This is a genomic window from Pseudarthrobacter sulfonivorans (genome assembly GCF_024391045.1).
GTDB classification, from domain to species: domain Bacteria; phylum Actinomycetota; class Actinomycetes; order Actinomycetales; family Micrococcaceae; genus Arthrobacter; species Arthrobacter sulfonivorans_B.
In genome coordinates, this window is the sequence record NZ_JANFCZ010000014.1 from 51173 (window position 1) to 69238 (window position 18066).

At 66.7% G+C, this 18066-nt stretch carries 19 protein-coding genes; 5 read left to right on the top strand and 14 right to left on the bottom strand.

What is annotated here, in order from left to right; genetic code table 11:
- Positions 1-52 precede the first annotated feature (52 nt).
- Together NQJ30_RS11065 and NQJ30_RS11070 are read left to right on the top strand one after the other, a co-directional pair.
- Entirely contained in the window at positions 53-352 is a 300-nt protein-coding gene (locus NQJ30_RS11065; RefSeq protein WP_255769974.1) for a type II toxin-antitoxin system VapB family antitoxin, read from the top strand.
- On the top strand, positions 345-1016 hold the full coding sequence (locus NQJ30_RS11070; protein ID WP_255769975.1) for a LytR C-terminal domain-containing protein: 672 nt from the start codon (positions 345-347) through the stop codon (positions 1014-1016). The genes NQJ30_RS11065 and NQJ30_RS11070 overlap by 8 nt, the downstream gene beginning before the upstream one ends.
- A gap of 30 nt (positions 1017-1046) precedes the next feature.
- On the opposite strand, the gene NQJ30_RS11075 is transcribed toward NQJ30_RS11070, so the two are convergent.
- A complete protein-coding gene (locus tag NQJ30_RS11075; protein WP_255769976.1) occupies positions 1047-1676 on the bottom strand; it encodes a TetR/AcrR family transcriptional regulator in 630 nt (209 codons plus the stop codon).
- 47 nt (positions 1677-1723) lie between these two features.
- Positions 1724-2443, bottom strand: coding sequence for a DsbA family oxidoreductase (locus NQJ30_RS11080; RefSeq protein WP_255769977.1), 720 nt, complete (start codon positions 2441-2443; stop codon positions 1724-1726).
- Positions 2444-2627: 184 nt separating this feature from the next.
- Between NQJ30_RS11080 and NQJ30_RS11085 the strand changes: the two genes are divergently transcribed.
- The gene (locus NQJ30_RS11085; RefSeq protein WP_255769978.1) at positions 2628-3743 is read left to right on the top strand and encodes a glycosyltransferase family 4 protein; all 1116 of its coding nucleotides are present in this window, start codon (positions 2628-2630) and stop codon (positions 3741-3743) included.
- Between the two features lie 15 nt (positions 3744-3758).
- Positions 3759-5897, top strand: a complete 2139-nt coding sequence (locus tag NQJ30_RS11090) for an amylo-alpha-1,6-glucosidase (protein WP_255769979.1) — start codon at positions 3759-3761, stop codon at positions 5895-5897.
- A 43-nt stretch (positions 5898-5940) separates the two neighbouring features.
- Here NQJ30_RS11090 and NQJ30_RS11095 read toward each other — a convergent pair whose 3' ends face one another.
- The 12 genes from NQJ30_RS11095 to NQJ30_RS11150 all read right to left on the bottom strand — a co-directional run bounded on the left by NQJ30_RS11095 (position 5941) and on the right by NQJ30_RS11150 (position 16662).
- Entirely contained in the window at positions 5941-6474 is a 534-nt protein-coding gene (locus tag NQJ30_RS11095) for a GNAT family N-acetyltransferase (protein WP_255769980.1), read from the bottom strand.
- Entirely contained in the window at positions 6471-6947 is a 477-nt protein-coding gene (locus NQJ30_RS11100) for a Gfo/Idh/MocA family protein (RefSeq protein ID WP_255769981.1), read from the bottom strand. The genes NQJ30_RS11095 and NQJ30_RS11100 overlap by 4 nt, the downstream gene beginning before the upstream one ends.
- A 105-nt stretch (positions 6948-7052) precedes the next feature.
- Entirely contained in the window at positions 7053-7208 is a 156-nt protein-coding gene (locus tag NQJ30_RS11105; protein ID WP_255769982.1) for a hypothetical protein, read from the bottom strand.
- 34 nt (positions 7209-7242) lie between these two features.
- Positions 7243-8238 (bottom strand): sugar phosphate isomerase/epimerase family protein, encoded by a 996-nt coding sequence (locus tag NQJ30_RS11110; RefSeq protein ID WP_255769983.1) that lies wholly within the window; start codon positions 8236-8238, stop codon positions 7243-7245.
- A 1-nt stretch (position 8239) separates the two neighbouring features.
- Complete coding sequence (locus NQJ30_RS11115) at positions 8240-9451, bottom strand: Gfo/Idh/MocA family protein (protein ID WP_255769984.1); 1212 nt, start codon at positions 9449-9451, stop codon at positions 8240-8242.
- Between the two features lie 10 nt (positions 9452-9461).
- Positions 9462-10616, bottom strand: coding sequence for a Gfo/Idh/MocA family protein (locus NQJ30_RS11120; protein WP_255769985.1), 1155 nt, complete (start codon positions 10614-10616; stop codon positions 9462-9464).
- Positions 10613-11365, bottom strand: coding sequence for a sugar phosphate isomerase/epimerase family protein (locus NQJ30_RS11125; RefSeq protein WP_255769986.1), 753 nt, complete (start codon positions 11363-11365; stop codon positions 10613-10615). The genes NQJ30_RS11120 and NQJ30_RS11125 overlap by 4 nt, the downstream gene beginning before the upstream one ends.
- A 58-nt stretch (positions 11366-11423) precedes the next feature.
- Entirely contained in the window at positions 11424-12314 is an 891-nt protein-coding gene (locus NQJ30_RS11130; RefSeq protein ID WP_255769987.1) for a carbohydrate ABC transporter permease, read from the bottom strand.
- Positions 12314-13276, bottom strand: a complete 963-nt coding sequence (locus NQJ30_RS11135) for a carbohydrate ABC transporter permease (protein WP_255769988.1) — start codon at positions 13274-13276, stop codon at positions 12314-12316. Before NQJ30_RS11135 ends, NQJ30_RS11130 begins: the two co-directional genes overlap by 1 nt.
- 2 nt (positions 13277-13278) lie before the next feature.
- A complete protein-coding gene (locus NQJ30_RS11140) occupies positions 13279-14607 on the bottom strand; it encodes an ABC transporter substrate-binding protein (protein WP_255769989.1) in 1329 nt (442 codons plus the stop codon).
- Positions 14608-14701: 94 nt separating this feature from the next.
- Positions 14702-15511 (bottom strand): hypothetical protein, encoded by an 810-nt coding sequence (locus NQJ30_RS11145; RefSeq protein WP_255769990.1) that lies wholly within the window; start codon positions 15509-15511, stop codon positions 14702-14704.
- On the bottom strand, positions 15508-16662 hold the full coding sequence (locus NQJ30_RS11150; protein ID WP_374113248.1) for a Gfo/Idh/MocA family protein: 1155 nt from the start codon (positions 16660-16662) through the stop codon (positions 15508-15510). Before NQJ30_RS11150 ends, NQJ30_RS11145 begins: the two co-directional genes overlap by 4 nt.
- Before the next feature lie 168 nt (positions 16663-16830).
- On the opposite strand from NQJ30_RS11150, the gene NQJ30_RS11155 reads away from it, so the two are divergent.
- Positions 16831-18060: an ROK family transcriptional regulator gene (locus NQJ30_RS11155; RefSeq protein ID WP_374113249.1), complete on the top strand. Its 1230-nt coding sequence runs from the start codon at positions 16831-16833 to the stop codon at positions 18058-18060.
- The last annotated feature ends 6 nt before the right edge of the window (positions 18061-18066 follow it).

Here is an 18066-nt window from a genome sequence, read left to right on the forward strand (position 1 = left end):
CGGCGCGGGCCGGACTCTTCTCTTGGACCGCCAAGGTGCCTAGTGTTGCAGGGTGATCTTCAAAGCTGTGGGCGAGGGACGCCCGTACCCCGACCATGGTTACAGCACGCCCAAACAGTGGGCGTCGCTGCCGCCGCGCCCCGTCCGGCTGGACGAACTGGTGACCACTAAACGGACCCTGGACCTGGAGGCGCTCCTGGCGGAGGACTCCACGTTTTTCGGCGACCTTTTCCCCCATGTGGTGCAGTACCAGGGGACCCTGTACCTCGAGGACGGTCTGCACCGCGCCGTCCGGACAGCGCTGCACCAGCGCACCGCCATCCACGCCCGCGTGCTGGTGATAGATGGCTAGGACGCCCAAGGACGCCCGGGTGCTGCACGGCCACCGTGTCATCACCGGCCCGGAACTGCGGGCCACCTTTGAAGCCGCCGGGGATTCCGACGATCCGGTCCGTCTCCGCCGCAGGGTGGTGCACGGAGTGGTGCTGGTGCTCCTGCTGGGCCTCATCGCCGGTGCCATCATCACGGCGCTGGCGATCATCAACGGCCATTTGAAGCTTCCGACGCCGGCGGCCAGCGAAGAGCCCCGGGTCACCTGTCCCGCCGCCACCTTCGACTACACCCCCAACGGCCAGGTCAACCTCAACGTCTACAACTCCACCAGCAGGCCCGGGCTGGCGCGCGCGGTGGCGGACGAACTCGTGGCCCGGAAATTCGTGGTGGGCGCCGTGGCCAACACCGGAGCCGGCTACCGCGGCGTTGCGGCAGTGGTTTCGGGGGCGGCCGGGCAGTCGGCGGCCTTCACCGTCCAGCGAAACGTACCGGGGTCGGACTATTTCCAGGACAGCAGGACGGACGCGAGCGTGGACCTGATCCTTGCCGGCGACTATAAGGAGCTGGTGGCGGCAGACCGGGTGGACCAGACACCCGGAACGCTCAGCTGTCCGCGGGACAGCCGCCGGATCGCCGACGACGCCAAGTGGCCCGTTATTCCGACGGCGACACCCACACCCTAGCTGCGCCGCCCCCGCCTGGAGCAGGCCCGGTTAGCCCACCCGCACGGGCGCGCCGCCGTCGTCGAATCTTGCACCGGCACCCAGCTGGATAAAACGCACCGTCCGGGCGATGCGCGCCTCAAGCTCGGCGGGTTCGTTGCTGCCGCGCGCGGCGCTGGAGGACAGGGTTCCGTGGATCAGTTGCGCCTGCTGGCCGATATCCGCTTCCGGCAGGTAGCCCTGCGACATGCCGTCGCGCAGGATGCCTTGCAGCATAACGCTGAGCTCACCCACGTGGTCCGCGAGTTTGGCAAAGGACGACGGCGACAGCACCGCCGCCATGGCGGGTCCAGGCGGGAGATGGCGGCGGCTGAGGTCCTCCACCTGGGTGCGGACGTACAGCGCGAGCCGCTCGACCGGGTTGTCCACTGCGGCCAGTGCGTCACGCAGCTCAGCAAGGAACCGCTCGGTCTCGTCCAGGGCGTAGGAGATGAGCAGCTCTTCGATATCGGCGTAGTAGTTGTACACCGCGGTGCGTCCCACGCCGGCGTGCCGCGCGACGTCCGTCATGGTAAGTCCGGGCAGGCCATGGGTGAAAAGGAGTTCACCAAAGGCCGTCAGGATCCGGCGCTGCGTGTCGGCTCGTTGCGCGGCATTGGTGGCCGCCGAAATCCTGGGCATACAGACACTTTATCGCGATGTGTCAGTAAATTTGGCTGCGGCGCAGATCAGGGGGTGCAGCCGTCCGGGCCGCAGGCTTCGCCGTCCGGGCCGCAGGCTTCGCCGTCCGGGGCGTTGACGAGCACCAGCGGGTTGGTCTCCTGCCAGGCCTGGTTCAGCGCCGCCGTGAACGTTTCGGCGGGCTGCGCGCCGGACAGGCCATACTTGCGGTCGATCACAAAGAACGGGACGCCGGTGATGCCCAGCGCCCGGGCTTCCTCGAAGTCCAAGCGGACGTCGTCGGCGTACTTGTCAGTGGTGAACAGTTCGGCCACTTCGCCGGCATCGATCCCGAGGGAGAGCCCAAGTTCGGTGAGGTATTCGGCGCTGCCGATGTCCTTGCCGTTTTCGAAGTGGTCACTGAGCAGCCGTTCCTTGGCCGCGTCCTGCTTTCCGTGCCGGGCGGCAAGGTGGATCAGGCGGTGTGCCGTGAAACTGTTGGCCACCACCACCTCATCAAAGCGGTAGTTGAGTCCTTCGCCGCTGGCCTGGGCGGAGACGTGCTCAAACATCTGGGCGACCTGTGCCTGCGGCATCCCCTTGATCCGGCTGAGGTATTCGAGTTCACTACCGTCGTAGTGCTCGGGAAGGCTGGGATCGAGCTGGTAGCTGCGCCACGTGACGTCCACCGATTCGCGGTGCGGGAAGTCGGCAAGGGCGGACTCGAACCGGCGCTTTCCGATGTAGCACCAGGGACACGCGACGTCTGACCAGATCTCAATCTTCATAATTCCCACAACCTGCCCGGCACTGCCGCCATTCCCCGCGGCGGTGTCGGATTTGTCACACTGGGGGATTGCCAGCCGGGGTCCGGCTGCGCAATAGTCGGAACAACGGGTTAAGCAAAGGCCTTGTGGAACACATCACTCGCCAGGTCTGGGGGCGTGGCATGTGATCCTCACGGAGGAAAGCATGCGGATAGGACTTATTTCAGCGCCCTGGATTCCCATCCCACCGGTTGGATACGGCGGCATAGAGCGCGTTATTGATTCCCTGGCCCGGGGGTTTCTTGCCGCCGGCCACGAGGTGCTGCTGGCCGCGGCCTCGGACAGCACATGCCCTGCACCGCTGGTGCCCGGGATGCGCCCGGCAGAACCTGAACAGCTCGGCTTCTCCCTCTCGGAGCTTAGCCATGTGATCAGGGCCTACGCGGGCCTGCACAACGTTGACGTCATCCATGACCACACACTGGCCGGGCCGCTCGTGGGCCGCCGGACGTCCCGTGCCCCGGTGGTGACCACCATTCACGGCCCCCTCATCCCGGCGTCGGCCGATTTGTACCGCGCCATGGCCGGTGATACGGCCATCATTGGAATCTCCCGCGACCAGGCCTCCCGGGTGCCGGACGTGCCCATCACCAGGGTGATCCACCATGGCATGGATGTTGCGGCTGTGCCGGAGGGCTCAGGGGACGGCGGGTATGCGTGCTTCGTTGGGCGCATGTGCCCGGACAAGGGCGTTGTGGAAGCGATCCAGATCGCGCGCCGCGCCGGAATCCCGCTGCGGATCGCAGCCAAGATGCGCGAACCCGAGGAGATCGAATTCTTCCGCTCCGCCGTCGAACCCCTGCTGGGAACCAATGAGGAGTTCCTTGGCGAACTCGGCGATGCGGACAAGTTCGCACTGATGGGCGACGCCATGGCGTTCCTGAACCCCATCCAGTGGTCGGAGCCTTTCGGCCTGGTCATGATCGAGTCCCTGGCCACCGGAACTCCCGTGGTGGGAACACCCATCGGGTCGGCGCCGGAAATCGTGGACCACGGCCGGACCGGCTTCCTGGCGCCGACCGAAGAACTGCACAACTTCCTGCCACTTGCCGCGGCCCTGGACCGGGCGCACTGCCGGGACCGGGCCCTCAAACTGTTCAGCACCGAGCGGATGGTGGCCAACCACCTTGACCTGTATTCCAACCTGGTGGAAAAGAGCCGGGCAGGGGTTCCCGTTGGTTCCTCCTTGCTCCAGAATCGGATGGGGGGAGCAGTGGTTCGGGGAGCGGAAACGGGCCCGGTATCCATCCGGCGGACTTGAGGAAGGAGCGTTCCCATGACTGCTTGGAACGCTGACACGGAAGCGGACAGCGGCGGGGCGGACGCCGTAACCCTGGTGGAAGGCTCGTCCTTCTGCATCTCTTCCCACAGCGGCGACATCAGCCCTGAAGGGGGAACCAACGGGGCGTTCTACCGCGACACCCGGGTGGTGTCGCGGTCCGTCCTGCGAATCAACGGCGAGCTCCGGGAGCCGCTGGTGGCCCAACGGCCCGACGCGTTCGAAGCCACCTTCGTGGGCCGCGCCCGCTGGCCCGACGGCCGGTTCGACAGCCCCCTGGTTGTCCGCCAGGAACGCCACGTCGGACCGGGCTTGCAGGATGACATCACGCTGGAAAACTACTCTTCCGAAGCCGTGGACTGCGAGATCGAACTGCTGGTGGACGCGGACCAGGCTGATTTGTTTGACGTCAAGGGCGGCCGTGCCATCAATCAGGACAGCCTGAGCAGGACCGTCAAGGGAGCGGAACTGGTGATTGAGGCCGTCCGCAACGGGCAGCGGCGCGGCAGCGCGATCCGCGCGGCAGGGGCCGACGTCACCACAGACGCGCTTCGGTTCAAGGCGCACATCCCGGCACGGGGCAAGTGGTCCACCAGCGTCATCGTGGTCCCCCTGATTAACGGCGAGGCGCCGCGTGATCCGTTTACCGAATCGGGCCTGCCCCGGCACCGGTCCGGCGTTCAGCGGCACCTGGCGTGGGAGGAAACCGTTCCCCGCATCACCGTGGGGGATGGCAACATCGAGGCCACCCTGCGGCGCAGCCAGTCCGACCTTGGCTCGTTGCGGATCTTCGACGCCCAGCACCCTGACCGGGCGGCGGTGGCAGCGGGCGCGCCATGGTTCATGGCGTTGTTCGGCCGGGACTCGCTGCTCTCGTCCTACATGAGCCTCATGATCGATCCGCAGTTGGCCGCAGGTACGCTCCAGACGCTGGCGGGGCTCCAGGGAGAGAAGGTCGACCCGGACTCGGAGGAGGAACCGGGGCGCATCCCGCACGAGGTCAGGCTGGGGGTTACCGCCGGGCTCTCGCTGGGCGGCACGGCCTACTACGGCACTGCCGATGCCACACCGCTGTTTGTGGCGGTGCTGGGCGAGCTCAGCAGGTGGGGCCTGTCCCGGGAAATCATCCACCCGCTGCTGCCGCATGCGGACAGGGCCCTGGACTGGATTGAGAAGTACGGGGACCGTGACGGGGACGGCTTTGTGGAGTACCTCCGGCCCAACGATCACGGCCTGGTCAACCAAGGCTGGAAAGATTCCTGGGACGGCATCAACTTCGCCGACGGCACCATCGCCCAAGCACCCATAGCCCTATGCGAGGTGCAGGCGTACGTCTACTCCGCGTACATTGGCCGGTCCCTGCTGGCGCGCTGGGACGGCGACGTGGCCTTGGAACACCAGTGGGCTGACCGGGCTGCGGCCCTGAAAGAGAAGTTCAACGAGCGGTTCTGGCTTCCGGATAAAGGCTACTTTGCGGTTGCCCTGGACAAGGACAAGCGCCCGGTGGATGCCTGCACGTCCAACATGGGCCACTGCCTGTGGACGGGCATTGTGGATGAGGACAAGGCCGTGTCCGTGGCGGAACACCTGATGTCACCGCAGATGTTCACGGGCTGGGGGATCCGGACCCTGGCCTCGGACATGGGCGCTTACAACCCGGTGAGCTACCACAACGGCTCGGTCTGGCCCCATGACACCGCCCTGGTGGCCACCGGCCTGATGCGGTACGGCTTCGTGGACGAGGCGCGGCAGATTGCCACCGGAATCTTCGAAGCGGCGCGGCACTTTGACGGCCGGCTGCCCGAACTGTTCTGCGGGTTTGACCGCGGCGAGTTTCCCGGGCCGGTGCCGTACCCCACGGCCTGCTCGCCGCAGGCCTGGGCGGCTGCGGCGCCGGTGCAACTGACCCGAGCCATGCTCCGCTTCGACCCCGTGTACACCCGCGGCGTGGTGCACCTGGCACCGATCCTGCCGTTGGACATCGGCGAGTTCCGGGCGGAGAACGTGCTGCTGGACACATCCCGGATCATTATTAAGGCCCACGGCACGGATGGCCGGATCGACGGGCTGCCGCCCAGCCTGAAGTTCCTGGCCGAGCCGCGCCCGCCGCTGGCCTACCCGCCCAACGACGCCTGACGCCGGGGACCTGACGCCCGGGACGGTCAGGGGACGGCGCCGGTCAGGGGACGGCGCGCTCCATCACGAAGTCGTGTTCCACGGTGGCGCCCAGCCGGAAGGACTTCGAGCCCACCTTACGGAAACCGGCCTTCTCGTAGAACCGGATGGCCCGGGCGTTCTGGTTGTTGACGCCCAGCCAGACGCCCGCCGCGCCTGCGGCCGCCGAGGTTTCGAGGCTGGCGTGCATCAGTTCGGCTGCCGCGCCCAGCCCATGGTGGTCCGGGTGGACATAGCATTTGCTCAGTTCGGTGGACGGCAGGACGGTGAGGACTGCGGCCACATCAGGGTCCGCCGCCGGCCGGTTCACCAGGAGGCTGTAGCCTCGGAGCCCGCCGTCGTCCTCGATCACCAGAATGGTGACATCCGCGTCTGCGAGGTAACCCTCGAAGTGGCTTTCGCTGAGGGTGTTGGCCAGGTGCGCCGCGATATCCTCCGGCGACGACTGCGGCGGGCACGCCAGCGGGAAGGTGACGGCTGCCAGCTCTGCCAGCGCGCCGGCGTCGTCCGTTGTTGCTTTGCGGATGGTGTGCGTCATGGCAAAAATCCTAGTGCTGCGGGGCATCGGCGGCGTAACTGAGGCCGATCTGGCGGCGGATCCCGTCCATGGCCGCCATGACCCCGACGGACGCGCGTGGGGTTGTACCAGGTGGCGTCCAGCTCGATCCACCCTTCCGTGCCAATGACGACGGCGCGGTTGGGCCCGGCCGCATCCAGTTCGCAGTCGATGATGGCCTGCTGCCCGTCCGCATATTCGAAGACCGCCGCCGTCTGCCGGTCCACGCCCGTCGCCGTCATGGAGGCGCTGGCCCGGATGGTTTCCGGCGTGCCCAGGATGTCAAGGGCGAACGAGACCGGGTAGACGCCGAGGTCAAGCGGCGCACCGCCGCCCAGGGCGGGGTCGTTCAGGCGGTGGGCAGGATCCTTGGGCAGGTTTTGGTTGTGGCTTGCAATGACTTTCCGGACCTCGCCGATTGCGCCCTCCCGGATCACCTCGCGCAGGCGCACCATGTTTTCGCGTGGTGGAACGGGTGGGGCGTGGCAATGTAGACGACGTCCACCTCGGGGTCCGCCGCCAGCGCCTCGTAGCTGCCGTGGGCGGTGGGAATGCCGTGCTTAGCCCTTCGTTGGGTCGGTGGTGGCGCGTGGGTAGGCGACGTACGCAAAGCTTGCCGAATCGGGGGACCAGCTGTTGACGTTGAGCGTCCCTTGCCCGCCGAAGAGCGGCCAGGTGTGGAGCGGGGTGGACCAGTCAGCAGTGGAAACGAGCACGACGTCGACCGGCCGGTCCGCGGGAGCGCTGGCCTTACTGCTTGAAGGCGGCGTCGAAGGACGTGTTCGACGCCGGGAAGTCGAACTTCTTGAGCGCGGCCAGGGCCTCGGGGGCGCCATGGAGGCGGTCCATGCCGGCGTCCTCCCACTCCACGGAAATGGGGCCGCTGTAGCCGATCGCGGTGAGAGCCCGGAAAGACGCTTCCCAGGGGACGTCGCCGCGTCCTGCGGAAACGAAGTCCCAGCCGCGGCGCGGGTCGCCCCAGGCCAGGTGGGAACCCAGGACGGTGTTCCGGCCGGTCTGGCGGAGCTTGGTGTCCTTGCAGTCCACGTGGTAGATCCGGTCCTTGAAGTCCCAGATGAAGGAGACCGGATCCATGCCCTGCCACATCATGTGCGACGGGTCCCAGTTCAGGCCGAACGCTTCGCGGTGGCCGATCGCTTCGAGGGTGCGGACGGTGGTCCAGTAGTCGTAGGCGATTTCGGACGGGTGGACCTCGTGGGCAAAGCGGACGCCGCATTCGTCGAAGACGTCCAGGATGGGGTTCCAGCGGTCGGCGAAGTCCTGGTAGCCGGCCTCGATCACCTTCTCCGGGACGGGCGGGAACATGGCCACGTACTGCCAGATCGAGGATCCGGTGAACCCGACGACGGTGTCCACCCCGAGTGCCTTGGCGAGCCGTGCGGTGTGCTTCATTTCCTCGGCAGCGCGCTGGCGGACGCCCTCGGGGTCGCCGTCGCCCCAGACCTTGGCGCCCACGATCGCTTCGTGGCGGAAGTCGATGGGGTCATCGCACACGGCCTGGCCCTTGAGGTGGTTGGAGATGGCCCAGACCTTCAGGTTGTACTTCTCCAGGATGGCGAGCTTGGATTCGACGTAGCCGGGCTCGTCCCAGCGCCACGCGTCCAGGTGGTCACCGGAGACGGCGATCTCCAGGCCGTCGTAGCCCCAGCCCGAAGCGAGTTTTGCGACTTCTTCGAAGGGGAGGTCGGCCCACTGGCCGGTGAACAGGGTGTACGGGCGGGGCATGTCAGGCTCCTTCAGGTGCCGCGGCCGGAACCAGGGCGGCAGCGTGGGTGGTCAGTTGGATAAGGGTGCTTTTCGCCGCAGAGCTTTCCTCCACGGCGGCCAGGATCCGCTGGACGGCGAGGCCGTCGCCGAACGACGGCGCGGGGTCGGTTCCGTCCTTGATCGCCGTGAGGAAATCACGGATCTCGTGCGTGAACGTATGCTCCCAGCCGATGACGTGGCCCTGCGGCCACCAGGCATCCATGTAGGGGTGCTCGGGTTCGTTGACCAGGATCCGGCGGAACCCCTGCTCCCGCACGGGAAGCGTGGCGTCCAGGAATCCCAGTTCGTTCAGGTTTTCCAGGTCGAACAGGATGGAGCCCTTGTCGCCGTAGATCTCCAGTTTCAGCGAGTTCTTCTGCCCCGTGGCAACCCGGGAGACCTCGACTGAGGCGACTGCCCCGGAGGCGAGCGTCAGCGTTGCCCAGGCGGCGTCGTCGACCGTTACATCCTCCAGGCCCCGCGGCCCGGGGCGCCGGGTGGTGAAGGTGTGCGTGCGGCCGGAGACCTCGGTGACCTGGCCGTCCAGCAGGAACAGCACCTGGTCGATCGTGTGGGAGGCGATGTCTCCGAGCGCACCGGAGCCCGCGGCCTCCTTGTTCAGCCGCCACGTCATGGGCGATTCCGGGTCCACAAGCCAGTCCTGCAGGTACGCGGCGCGGACGTGCCGGACGGTGCCGAGGCGTCCCTCCGCGATCAGTTCCCGGGCCAGCGCCAGGGCAGGGACACGGCGGTAGTTGAAGCCCACCATGGACCGCACGCCCTTCTCCCGTGCGGTCCTGGCGGCTGCCGCCATGGCCTCGGCCTCAGCCAAAGTGTTCGCCAGCGGTTTCTCCACCAGGACGTGCTTGCCGGCTTCCAGGGCGGCGATGGCGATTTCGGCGTGCATCCAGCCCGGCGCGCAGATATCCACAATGTCCACGTCATCGCGGGCGATCACCGCGCGCCAGTCCGTGGCGGACTCCGCCCAGCCGTACTTCTTCGCCGCGGCGGCAACCCCCTCACTGTCACGTCCCACCAGGACGCGCTGCTCGAAGGCCGGGACGTCGAAGTAGCTGGCCACATTCCGCCACGCGTTCGAGTGGGCCTTGCCCATAAACGCGTAGCCGATCATCGCAACACCGAGCGGCGTGGGGTGCGGGGTGGTGCCGTCCGTGCTTTCGGGGGAGTTCATGGCCTGTTTCCTAAAGGGTGGAAGCGGTGGGGTCCCAGTCCTCGGGGAGGGCGGGGGACTCGGGAGCGGAGCTTTCAACGTTCACAAAGGTGCCGGATTCCACTGATTCCGAAATGGAAACCATGGTGTCCAGCACGTGGTAGGCAAGGTTGCCGGTAGCCCGGTGGGGCACCCCGGCCCGGAGGGAGCGGGCCATGTCCAGCACGCCCATGCCGCGGCCGTTGGCCGGGCCGGTTGCCGGGACAACGGTCCAGTCCTCGTCGCCGGCGCGCCAGAGCTTGATGTCGCCGGTGAAATAGTTGGGGTCCGGCAGGGAGATGGTGGCTTCTGTCCCGGTGATCTCCACAAAGCCCATCCGCTGGCGCGGCGACTCGAAGGAGAAGACGCTGTGCGAGGACTGGCCGCCCTCGAACTGGGCCATGGCGCTGACGTGGGTGGGCACGTCCACGGTGAATTCTTCGCCCAGCTTGGGGCCGGATCCGATCACCCGGACCTCCTTGGCCTTGGAGCCGATGGCGGCCACCTTCCGCACCGAGCCGAAGGTCTGGACCAGGGCGGTCAGATAGTACGGGCCCATGTCGAACAGCGGCCCTGCGCCGTACTGGAAGAGGAACGCCGGGTTGGGGTGCCAGGATTCCGGGCCGGGCGTCTGGAACGTGGTCATGGCGGTCAAGGGAGTGCCGATGTCGCCGCGTTCAATCAGCCGGCGCGCGGTCTGCAGGCCGGCGCCGAGGAAGGTGTCCGGGGCGGTGCCCAGGCGGATGCCGGCGGCGTCTGCGGTCTTCAGCAGGCCCAGCCCCGAGTCGCGGTCCAGGGAGAACGGCTTTTCGGTCCAGACGTGCTTGCCGGCGTTGACCGCGGCCGTGGCCACTTCGACGTGCGCTGCAGGGATGGTCAGGTTGACGATGATTTCGACGTCGGGATGGTTGAGGGCCTTCTCCACCCCGCCCCACTCGGGGATGCCGTATTCCTTTGCCCGGGCGGCTGCCGCGTCCTCAAAAAGATCGGCAATGACCAGCACCTTCAGGTCCGGGAAGACCGTGAGGTTGTCCAGGTACTGCTTGCTGATGTTGCCGGCGCCAATGACGGCGACGCCCACCGGACCCTTGCCGCGGGCCGTGCCACTGGCCGTTTCCGGGGCGTTCTGGGCTGCGGGGACGCTCATGCGTTGGCTCCTTCGGCTGCGGTGTTGCTGTCCAGGAAGGCCAGGCTCTGCGCGATGCCATCGAAGATGTCGCCGGAGTAGTCATCGAATTCCACCACGCCCACCTCAAGGGACTTTGCGGCGGCGATCACGTCCATGACCGGGACCTTGCCCTGGCCGGCCGGTTGCTGTGCCTTGTTGTCCCTGTTCAGGGGGCCGTCCTTGATGTGGATGAACTTCACCCGGTCGCCGAGCTTGGTGAGGATGTCCACCGGGTCCTGGCCGCCCACGGCCACCCAGTAGGTGTCCACTTCCAGCACCAGTTCGGGGTCCAGGAGGGATTCGAAGTACTCCAGCGCGGTCTGCCCGTCGATGATGGACTCCAGCTCCCAGGCGTGGTTGTGGTAGCCCACCCGGATGCCGTACCCGGCACCCTTCTTCGCTGCGGCATTGAGCTTGGCGGCAGTGGCCTGGATGTCCTCGGCGTTCTGCCAGTGCTCGGCCGGCAGGAAGGGATCGATCACGGTGCTGATGCCCAGGTCCTTGGCGGCGGTGAAGATCTCGTCCTGGTCCTGGCTCAGCAGCGGCGCGTGCCCGGACGGGGCGGTGAGGCCGTTCTCCTTCAGAGCTGCACCGAGTTCCTTCGCGGTGGCCACAAAATTGTACGGCTCAACCTGGGTGAAGCCGATCTCTGCCACCTTCTTGATGGTTCCGGGCAGGTCTTCCTGGATGGCGTTGCGGAGGGTGTACAGCTGCAGGGAGTAAGACATGGTGTTCCTTTGCGGGAGTTCGTTTCGGAAAAATTGGTCGGGGCGGGCCAGTGGCCGGCTAGCGGCCGGCGAGGGATCCGCCGATGCCGCCAACGCTGAAGTACCTGTTCAGGGTGGCGAAGACAATGACTGGCGGGAGCATCATCACCACGGCGAGGGCCATGACGGAGGTCCAGTCGGTGGCGTTTTGCTGGAAGAAGGACTGCACGCCCATCGGAAGGGTGAAGATTTCGTTGGAGCGCAGGAACACGATGGCCACCAGGTAGTCGTTCCAGGCCAGGAGGAACGCGAAGATCGCGGTGGACAGGATGCCCGGGAGGGAGTTGCGCAGCACCACTTTGGTGAAGGAACCGAAGACGGAGCAGCCGTCAATCCAGGATGCTTCCTCCAGGCTGATGGGGATGGAGTCGAAGTAGGCGGCCATCATCCAGGTGGCCACGGTCATGGTGGAGCCGACGTAGATGATGGTCAGGCCCAGCAGGTTGTCCACGAGCCCCATGCCGGCGAACAGAATGAACAGCGGCACCACCGAGGTGATGATGGGCAGTGACTGCATCACGAACAGCAGCAGCGAGTAACCGGAGACGGCTTTGCTGCGGCCGCGTGACAGGACATAACCGGCTGGTGCTGCCACCGCCACCGACACCACCACGGTGGAGAGAGTGGTGATCAGGCTGTTCTGCAGCCAGGTGGCGGCCAGTGTCTTGGAGAACACGTTGGTGAGGTTTTCGAAGGTCAGGCCGGTGGCGGTGCTGTTAGGGCCGGGGGTGAACGCCAGGACCACGGTGACCAGGATGGGAATCAGGACGACGGCGGTGATGGCCAGGATCAGGACGAACCGCCACCAGCGGCCGCGCATGCCTGCTTCGGAGAGGACCTTGCGGGGTTTGGCGGCGTCGACGCCGAGTGCGGGGCCGGATTCCGGGTGGGCGTGGAGTACTGTGCTCATTATTCGACGCTCGACTTTCGGATCTGGCGGTACAGGATAACCGAGATGACCACGAGGGTCATGGTCATGAGGAAGGCGATGGCGACGCCGGGGCCGGTGGCGAAGTCCTGGAACACGGTGCGGTACGCCAGGACCACCAGGGAGGTGGTGGCGCTGACCGGGCCGCCGCCGGTGAGCAGGTAGATCGTCGGGAAGTCGTTGACGCAGAAGATGGTCATCAGGATCCAGCTGATGTAGGTGGACCGGGCGATCAGCGGCAGGGTGATCTGGCTGAATTGCTGCCAGCGGGTGGCGCCGTCCATGCTCGCGGCCTCGTACACGGTGCTGTCCACCGAGGCCAGCGCCGCGGAGATCATCATCATCATGAACGGGAAGCTGACCCAGACCTTGAAGGCCATGACCGTGATGGAGGCCAGGGTGGGGTCTGCGAGGAAGAGCGGGGTACCCAGGCCAAGGTTGCGGAAGAGCGCAGGGATCAGGCTGTCCGGAGTGGCCACCAGCCAGTTCCAGGCGGTGGAGGACACCACGATCGGCACCACCCACGGCAAGAGCAGCAGGACCTTGAAGGTATTGCCTGCGGGAATCTTGGTCCGCAGCAGCAGGGCCAGGCCCAGGCCCACCAGCCAGGAGCCGAATACGCCAACAATGGTGAACCAGAGCGTGAACTGGGCGGCTTTCCAGAACGCCGGTGAGGACAGGACGGTGGCGAAGTTCTCGCCGCCCACGAAGTTACCGGTCTGGAGCAGGTTCCCGTCGTGGGTGGCCTGGACTGCCGCGTAGATCAGCGGGTAGCCGTGGATCAGGACGAGCAGGACCACCGAGGGGAGCAGCAGCCAGAAGAACGTCCTGGTGGCCTGGGCGGAGAGTTTGCTCTTGCGCTTGCCGGGGGTGGCCCCGGACCCGCCGGGGGCGACTCCCCGGCGGGCCCGGGCCAGGCCGGACTGTGCTGTGGTGCTGGACATTTCTACTTCTTCAGGACGGACTCGAGGCCGGACTGGAAGGCCTGCAGCGCGGTCTTGGCATCGGATTTTCCGGTGATGATGGTCTGGCTGAACTGGTTCAGCGCCTGGCCGCCGTCCAGGGCTGCGAGGTTCGCGTTCAGGGTGTTGCCCTGCGAAGCGAAGGTCTTGGCAATGGGCTGCCAGTCCTTGACGATCTTGACGTTGTTGGGGTCGCTGGCAAACTCGGGAATTTCGGTGATGGACTTGAAGACGGGCAGGGCGGACATCAGCTTCTTCTGCCACAGCTGCTTGATCTGGCCCAGGTAGTACATCAGGAACTCCTCGGACGCGTCCTGCGACGGGGTGTTGGTGTACATCATGATGTTGTTGGGGAACACGATGGTGGCCTTGTCCCCGTGCGGGCCCTTGATGGGGTCCGCCACCAGCAGGTCGCCGGACGTGTCACCAACGCGCTGCGGGACGTTCACCTGGAACAGGCCGTAGCCGGCCTTGCCGTCCTTCCACTGGGCGGACATGTTATCCGTGGTGTAGCTGACCGCGGCAGGATCCACGATGCCGTTGGAGACCAGCTCCAGGACGAACTCCATGGCTTCGACGTTGCGGTCGTTGAGCAGGTCCAGCTCGCCGTCCTTGTTGAACACGCCGCCGCCGTTGTTGACCATCATCATGATCATGGAGTGGTTGGCGTAGTTGTTGCCGGTTCCGGCGCCGGTGGTGAAGCCGAAGGCCCCGACCTTCTTCAGTGCCTTGCCGGCCTCCAGCAGGGAGGGCCAGTCGGTGGGCAGCGCAACGTTTGCCTTCTCGAACAGCGACTTCCGGTACCAGAAGACGCGCATGTCCAGCTGCCACGGCACAGCCACATAGCCCTTGGCCGATTTGAATGGATCCAGGACGCCCGGAAGGAAGTCGTCGTACATGCCGTTGGACTTCATCTTGTCGATGACCTTGTCCGCGTAGGCGATCTGGCCCTGCTGCTCAAACTGGAAGGCCTGGAAGCCGCCGCCCGTGGACACGGCCGGGCCGGTCTTGGACGCGATGGCCGACGAGAAGGTCTGGTAGAAGTTGGCCCACTGGATGATCTGGTAGGAGGCCTTGCTGCCGTTGGCCCCGGAGAACCCCTCAGCGAGGCCCTTGGCGGCATCGTTGTACGCGGGGGTTGCCCATGGCATGTCCCAGAACTTGACGGTTCCGCCTGCCCCGCCACCGCCGCCCTGCGAAGCGGAGCCGCCACCGCAGGCGGCGAGGAGCGGGACCGAAGCCGCGGCGGCGGCGAGGCCCAGGAATCCCCGCCGGGAGACGGCGGACGATGCGAAGGAGGAGTTGGTAGACACGATGGTTTCCTTTCAGGGCCCGGAGTGACTGAATGCCCGGGCCCCTCTCGACAATGAGTGGATGAGCTGGATTGCGGAACTGCGGTGGGGCGGACTAGCTGTTGAGTTGGCTCAGGAGGGACAGGACGGTGCTGAATTGCGCCAGATCGTCAGCCTGGGTACCGGCGGACAGGTGCGCGTGAACCCTGGACCAGCTGGTCCGGTGGGAGGATTCGTACACTGTGGGAAGCGTCGTCGCCCCTTCCGCGGTGACGGCGCGGACCTCGGCGGGCCACGCCGCTGCCGGGTCCGGCAGTACGACGTCGGCCCGGCCGGCGGAGGTGAGGATGGTGAGGCTTGCGGTGGCGGGGAGCGCGGAGGTCAGGATGCCCTGAAGCGCTACGGGGATGCCATCAGCGAGGACGCCGGCCACTGTGTAGCCGTTCCCGTTCCGCTGGACCATCCGCACGTCGCGGACTTCTATCCCGCACTGCACCAGCACGGCGAACTGCTCCGCCAGGAGGTGCAGGGGATCAGCACCCGGCGCGGCCATGGCTACCGAGTCCAGGAGCACCGCATCATCGAGGGCCGCGCCGACGATGCTGTGCACCGCGTCATTGGCAGTGTCCAGTACCACGTTTCCGGCCCACGGCCGGTCCAGCACCACTACCGTTCCGGCGGCGTGTGCCGCGGCGCTGAGCCCGGCCGGGTCCTCAGCGACGGGACCGGAAACCACAACGCCTTTGGCGCCGTCGCGGATCGCGTCGGCGGCCCGGCTGGTCCAACCGGCATGGCCGGCAACGGCGACGACGTCGGGCGCCCCGGCTGCGGGGCCGAAGGACACGGGAAGGGAGGCGACGACGGCGGACACGGCACCGGCTGCGTCAGCCTCCGGATCCGCTGATACGGACAGTTGCATGGTCATGCGCTGACCTCCTGCTCCTCATTGAGCGGTTCTGAATCGTTGTCTGTCCCGACGCGGCCTGCGGCCGCTTCGGCGATGGCCAGTGCGAACTCAAGGTCGTGAATCAGTGTCTCGGCGGCAGGCGGTGTGCCGGTGCCGGCGGCCAGCCCGGCAAGGTGGCGCCACTCTCCCTCGTAGCCGTTATGGCCGAACGGACCCAGGACGGTGGTCTTCCCGGCTGTCCTGATCCGGGCTGTTGCGGAGCCGGCCTGGACATAGGACGGTGTGAAATCAATTCCCAGGGCGGCGTCGTCGCCGATGGCTTCAAACGCCCAGGACGGTTCCCACGTGCTGTTCATCGCGGCGCGGAGTTCGATGGTGACGTTCCCGGCCCGCAGCGAGATGACGTAGCCGAAGGGGCGGACGATTTCGGCGTGCAGGACCTCGACGTCGGCGAAATCGGGGGTGAAGCGGCGCACCAGGGGCAGGTCGTGGATGGCCAGGCCCATGACACCGCCGGTGAGCATGGCCTTGATGACCTCCGGATCGTTGGAGTCGCGGGCCGGCGCGGCTGCGCGGCCCACAATTTCGGTGGCGAAGTCTTCGAAGCGGGGGTTGGGCGGCAGGACGGTGGAGGACCGGACGGTGTGGACCTGCCCGGGCAACTCGCCCCAGGCCTGCTCCGCCGCGAGCCAGCCCGGATCGAAGGTGTGCATGGCGCCTACGATGATCGGAACGCCGGTTTCGGCGGAAACCGCGGCGATGGCTGCAGCCTCGGCGCCGTTCATCGCGAACGGCTTCTCGCAGAGGACGGCCTTTTTTCCGGCCCGGCAGGCCGCGATGACCTGGGTTGCGTGGAACTGATGGGGGCTGCAGACAGCCACGATGTCCACGGCCGGGTCCGCGAGGAGTTCGTCCATGCTGGTGCTGAAGCGGGCTCCGACCCTGCCCGCCACCGACTCGGCCACGGCGGGGTCGAGGTCCATGATGTGGCGGACTTCGAGGATGTTTCCCAGCCGTGCGAGGGACGGGAGGTGGATGGCCTGGGTGACAGGCCCGGCCCCCAGGAAACCGACGCCCAGGAGACCGGCGCCCAGGAGACCGGCGCCCGGATCGGCGCCCGGAGTGTCTACACCCGGTACGGCCGGTGACGCCTCTGCTTGGCTGGGCAAGTTGCTTACCTCTTCGTAGTAGCTGGGCGGTGGATAGCGCCGGGTTTCAGTGACGCTGCTCACATCAAGCTAGGACTACTTTTGCCGGACGTCAAGCAAAAGTTGAAAAGTATCCGGCATGCTTTGGTCGGCGTGACAGGCATAAGCGCTTCGTGCTATCACTGATCCATGAAGCCCACGCCCGCAATGTCCGGCCCCGAAGCCGGCGCAGACGCCGCCCCCGATGGTGGGGGAAGCCTTTCCCGGGCCGGTGACCTCTTCCAGCTCCTCCGCGACGGCAAGGCCCGCACCCGCGCCGAACTGGCCCTGACCACAGGCCTGGCACGGTCCACCGTGGCCTCACGCATTGACGCGCTGATCTCCTCCGGGCTGGTGGGGCCGGCAGGCGAGGCGACTTCCAGCGGCGGCAGACCGCCGTCGCGCTTTGCCTTCAACCCTGCCGCCCGCGCGGTTCTGGCGGTCGACGTCGGCGCGACGCACGTGATCGTCGCTGTCACGGACTTGGGCGGGAACGTCCTGTCCGAGCGGAGGCTGGCGCAGGACGTGGCTGCCGGCCCGGAAACGGTGCTGGACACTGTCGTGTCCGAAGCGCTGGCGTCCCTGGCTCGGGCAGGCCGGACGCTCAAGGACCTGGCCGGAGTGGGAATCGGACTGCCGGGCCCGGTGGAGCACGCCACCGGCCGGCCCGTTAAGCCCCCCATCATGCCCGGGTGGGACGGGTTCGACGTGGTCCGGTATGTCCAGCGCTCGCTGCCTGTGCCCGTGCTGGTGGATAACGACGTCAACATCATGGCGCTCGGCGAAAGAACGGCCTTCTGGCCCGAGCACGAGAACTTCCTGTTCATCAAAGTGGCAACGGGCATCGGTGCCGGCATTATCAGCAGCGGTGAACTCCAGCGCGGTGCCAACGGAACAGCAGGCGACCTGGGACACGTCCGCGTGCCCCGCGGCGATGACGTGCTGTGCCGGTGCGGGAACTACGGGTGCCTGGAGGCGCTCGCTTCCGGGCCGGCCGTAGCCGCGGAACTGGAACGCCAGGGTGTGCCGGCCCGCAAGGGCAGCGACGTCCTGAGGCTGGTCAGCGACGGCAACCTGCTAGCCATCCAGGCGCTCCGCCAGGCCGGCCGCGACGTAGGGGATGTGGTTGCCATGGTGGTAAACCTGCTCAACCCGTCCGTCATTGTGATCGGCGGCAGCCTGGGCCAGGCCGGTGAACACCTTATGGCCGGAGTCCGGGAAGTGGTCTACCGGCGCTCGCTGCCGCTGGCCACAACCCATCTCCGCATTGCGCTTTCCGTGGCCGGAGACCGGGCGGCCATCTTCGGGGCGAGCCAGCTGGTAACCCAGCACGTGTTGTCGCCGGCCGCAATCGAGGCAACGCTTCAGGCAGCCGGTTAGGCGGAT

Coding starts and splice junctions, on each gene's coding strand:
- NQJ30_RS11120 (WP_255769985.1), bottom strand. CDS start 10,616: ATGAGCGTCCCCGCAGCCCAGAACGCCCCGGAAACGGCCAGTGGCACG.
- NQJ30_RS11095 (WP_255769980.1), bottom strand. CDS start 6,474: ATGACGCACACCATCCGCAAAGCAACAACGGACGACGCCGGCGCGCTG.
- NQJ30_RS11135 (WP_255769988.1), bottom strand. CDS start 13,276: ATGTCCAGCACCACAGCACAGTCCGGCCTGGCCCGGGCCCGCCGGGGA.
- NQJ30_RS11100 (WP_255769981.1), bottom strand. CDS start 6,947: ATGGTGCGCCTGCGCGAGGTGATCCGGGAGGGCGCAATCGGCGAGGTC.
- NQJ30_RS11115 (WP_255769984.1), bottom strand. CDS start 9,451: ATGAACTCCCCCGAAAGCACGGACGGCACCACCCCGCACCCCACGCCG.
- NQJ30_RS11090 (WP_255769979.1), top strand. CDS start 3,759: ATGACTGCTTGGAACGCTGACACGGAAGCGGACAGCGGCGGGGCGGAC.
- NQJ30_RS11085 (WP_255769978.1), top strand. CDS start 2,628: ATGCGGATAGGACTTATTTCAGCGCCCTGGATTCCCATCCCACCGGTT.
- NQJ30_RS11155 (WP_374113249.1), top strand. CDS start 16,831: ATGAAGCCCACGCCCGCAATGTCCGGCCCCGAAGCCGGCGCAGACGCC.
- NQJ30_RS11110 (WP_255769983.1), bottom strand. CDS start 8,238: ATGCCCCGCCCGTACACCCTGTTCACCGGCCAGTGGGCCGACCTCCCC.
- NQJ30_RS11125 (WP_255769986.1), bottom strand. CDS start 11,365: ATGTCTTACTCCCTGCAGCTGTACACCCTCCGCAACGCCATCCAGGAA.
- NQJ30_RS11080 (WP_255769977.1), bottom strand. CDS start 2,443: ATGAAGATTGAGATCTGGTCAGACGTCGCGTGTCCCTGGTGCTACATC.
- NQJ30_RS11070 (WP_255769975.1), top strand. CDS start 345: ATGGCTAGGACGCCCAAGGACGCCCGGGTGCTGCACGGCCACCGTGTC.
- NQJ30_RS11075 (WP_255769976.1), bottom strand. CDS start 1,676: ATGCCCAGGATTTCGGCGGCCACCAATGCCGCGCAACGAGCCGACACG.
- NQJ30_RS11130 (WP_255769987.1), bottom strand. CDS start 12,314: ATGAGCACAGTACTCCACGCCCACCCGGAATCCGGCCCCGCACTCGGC.
- NQJ30_RS11145 (WP_255769990.1), bottom strand. CDS start 15,511: ATGACCATGCAACTGTCCGTATCAGCGGATCCGGAGGCTGACGCAGCC.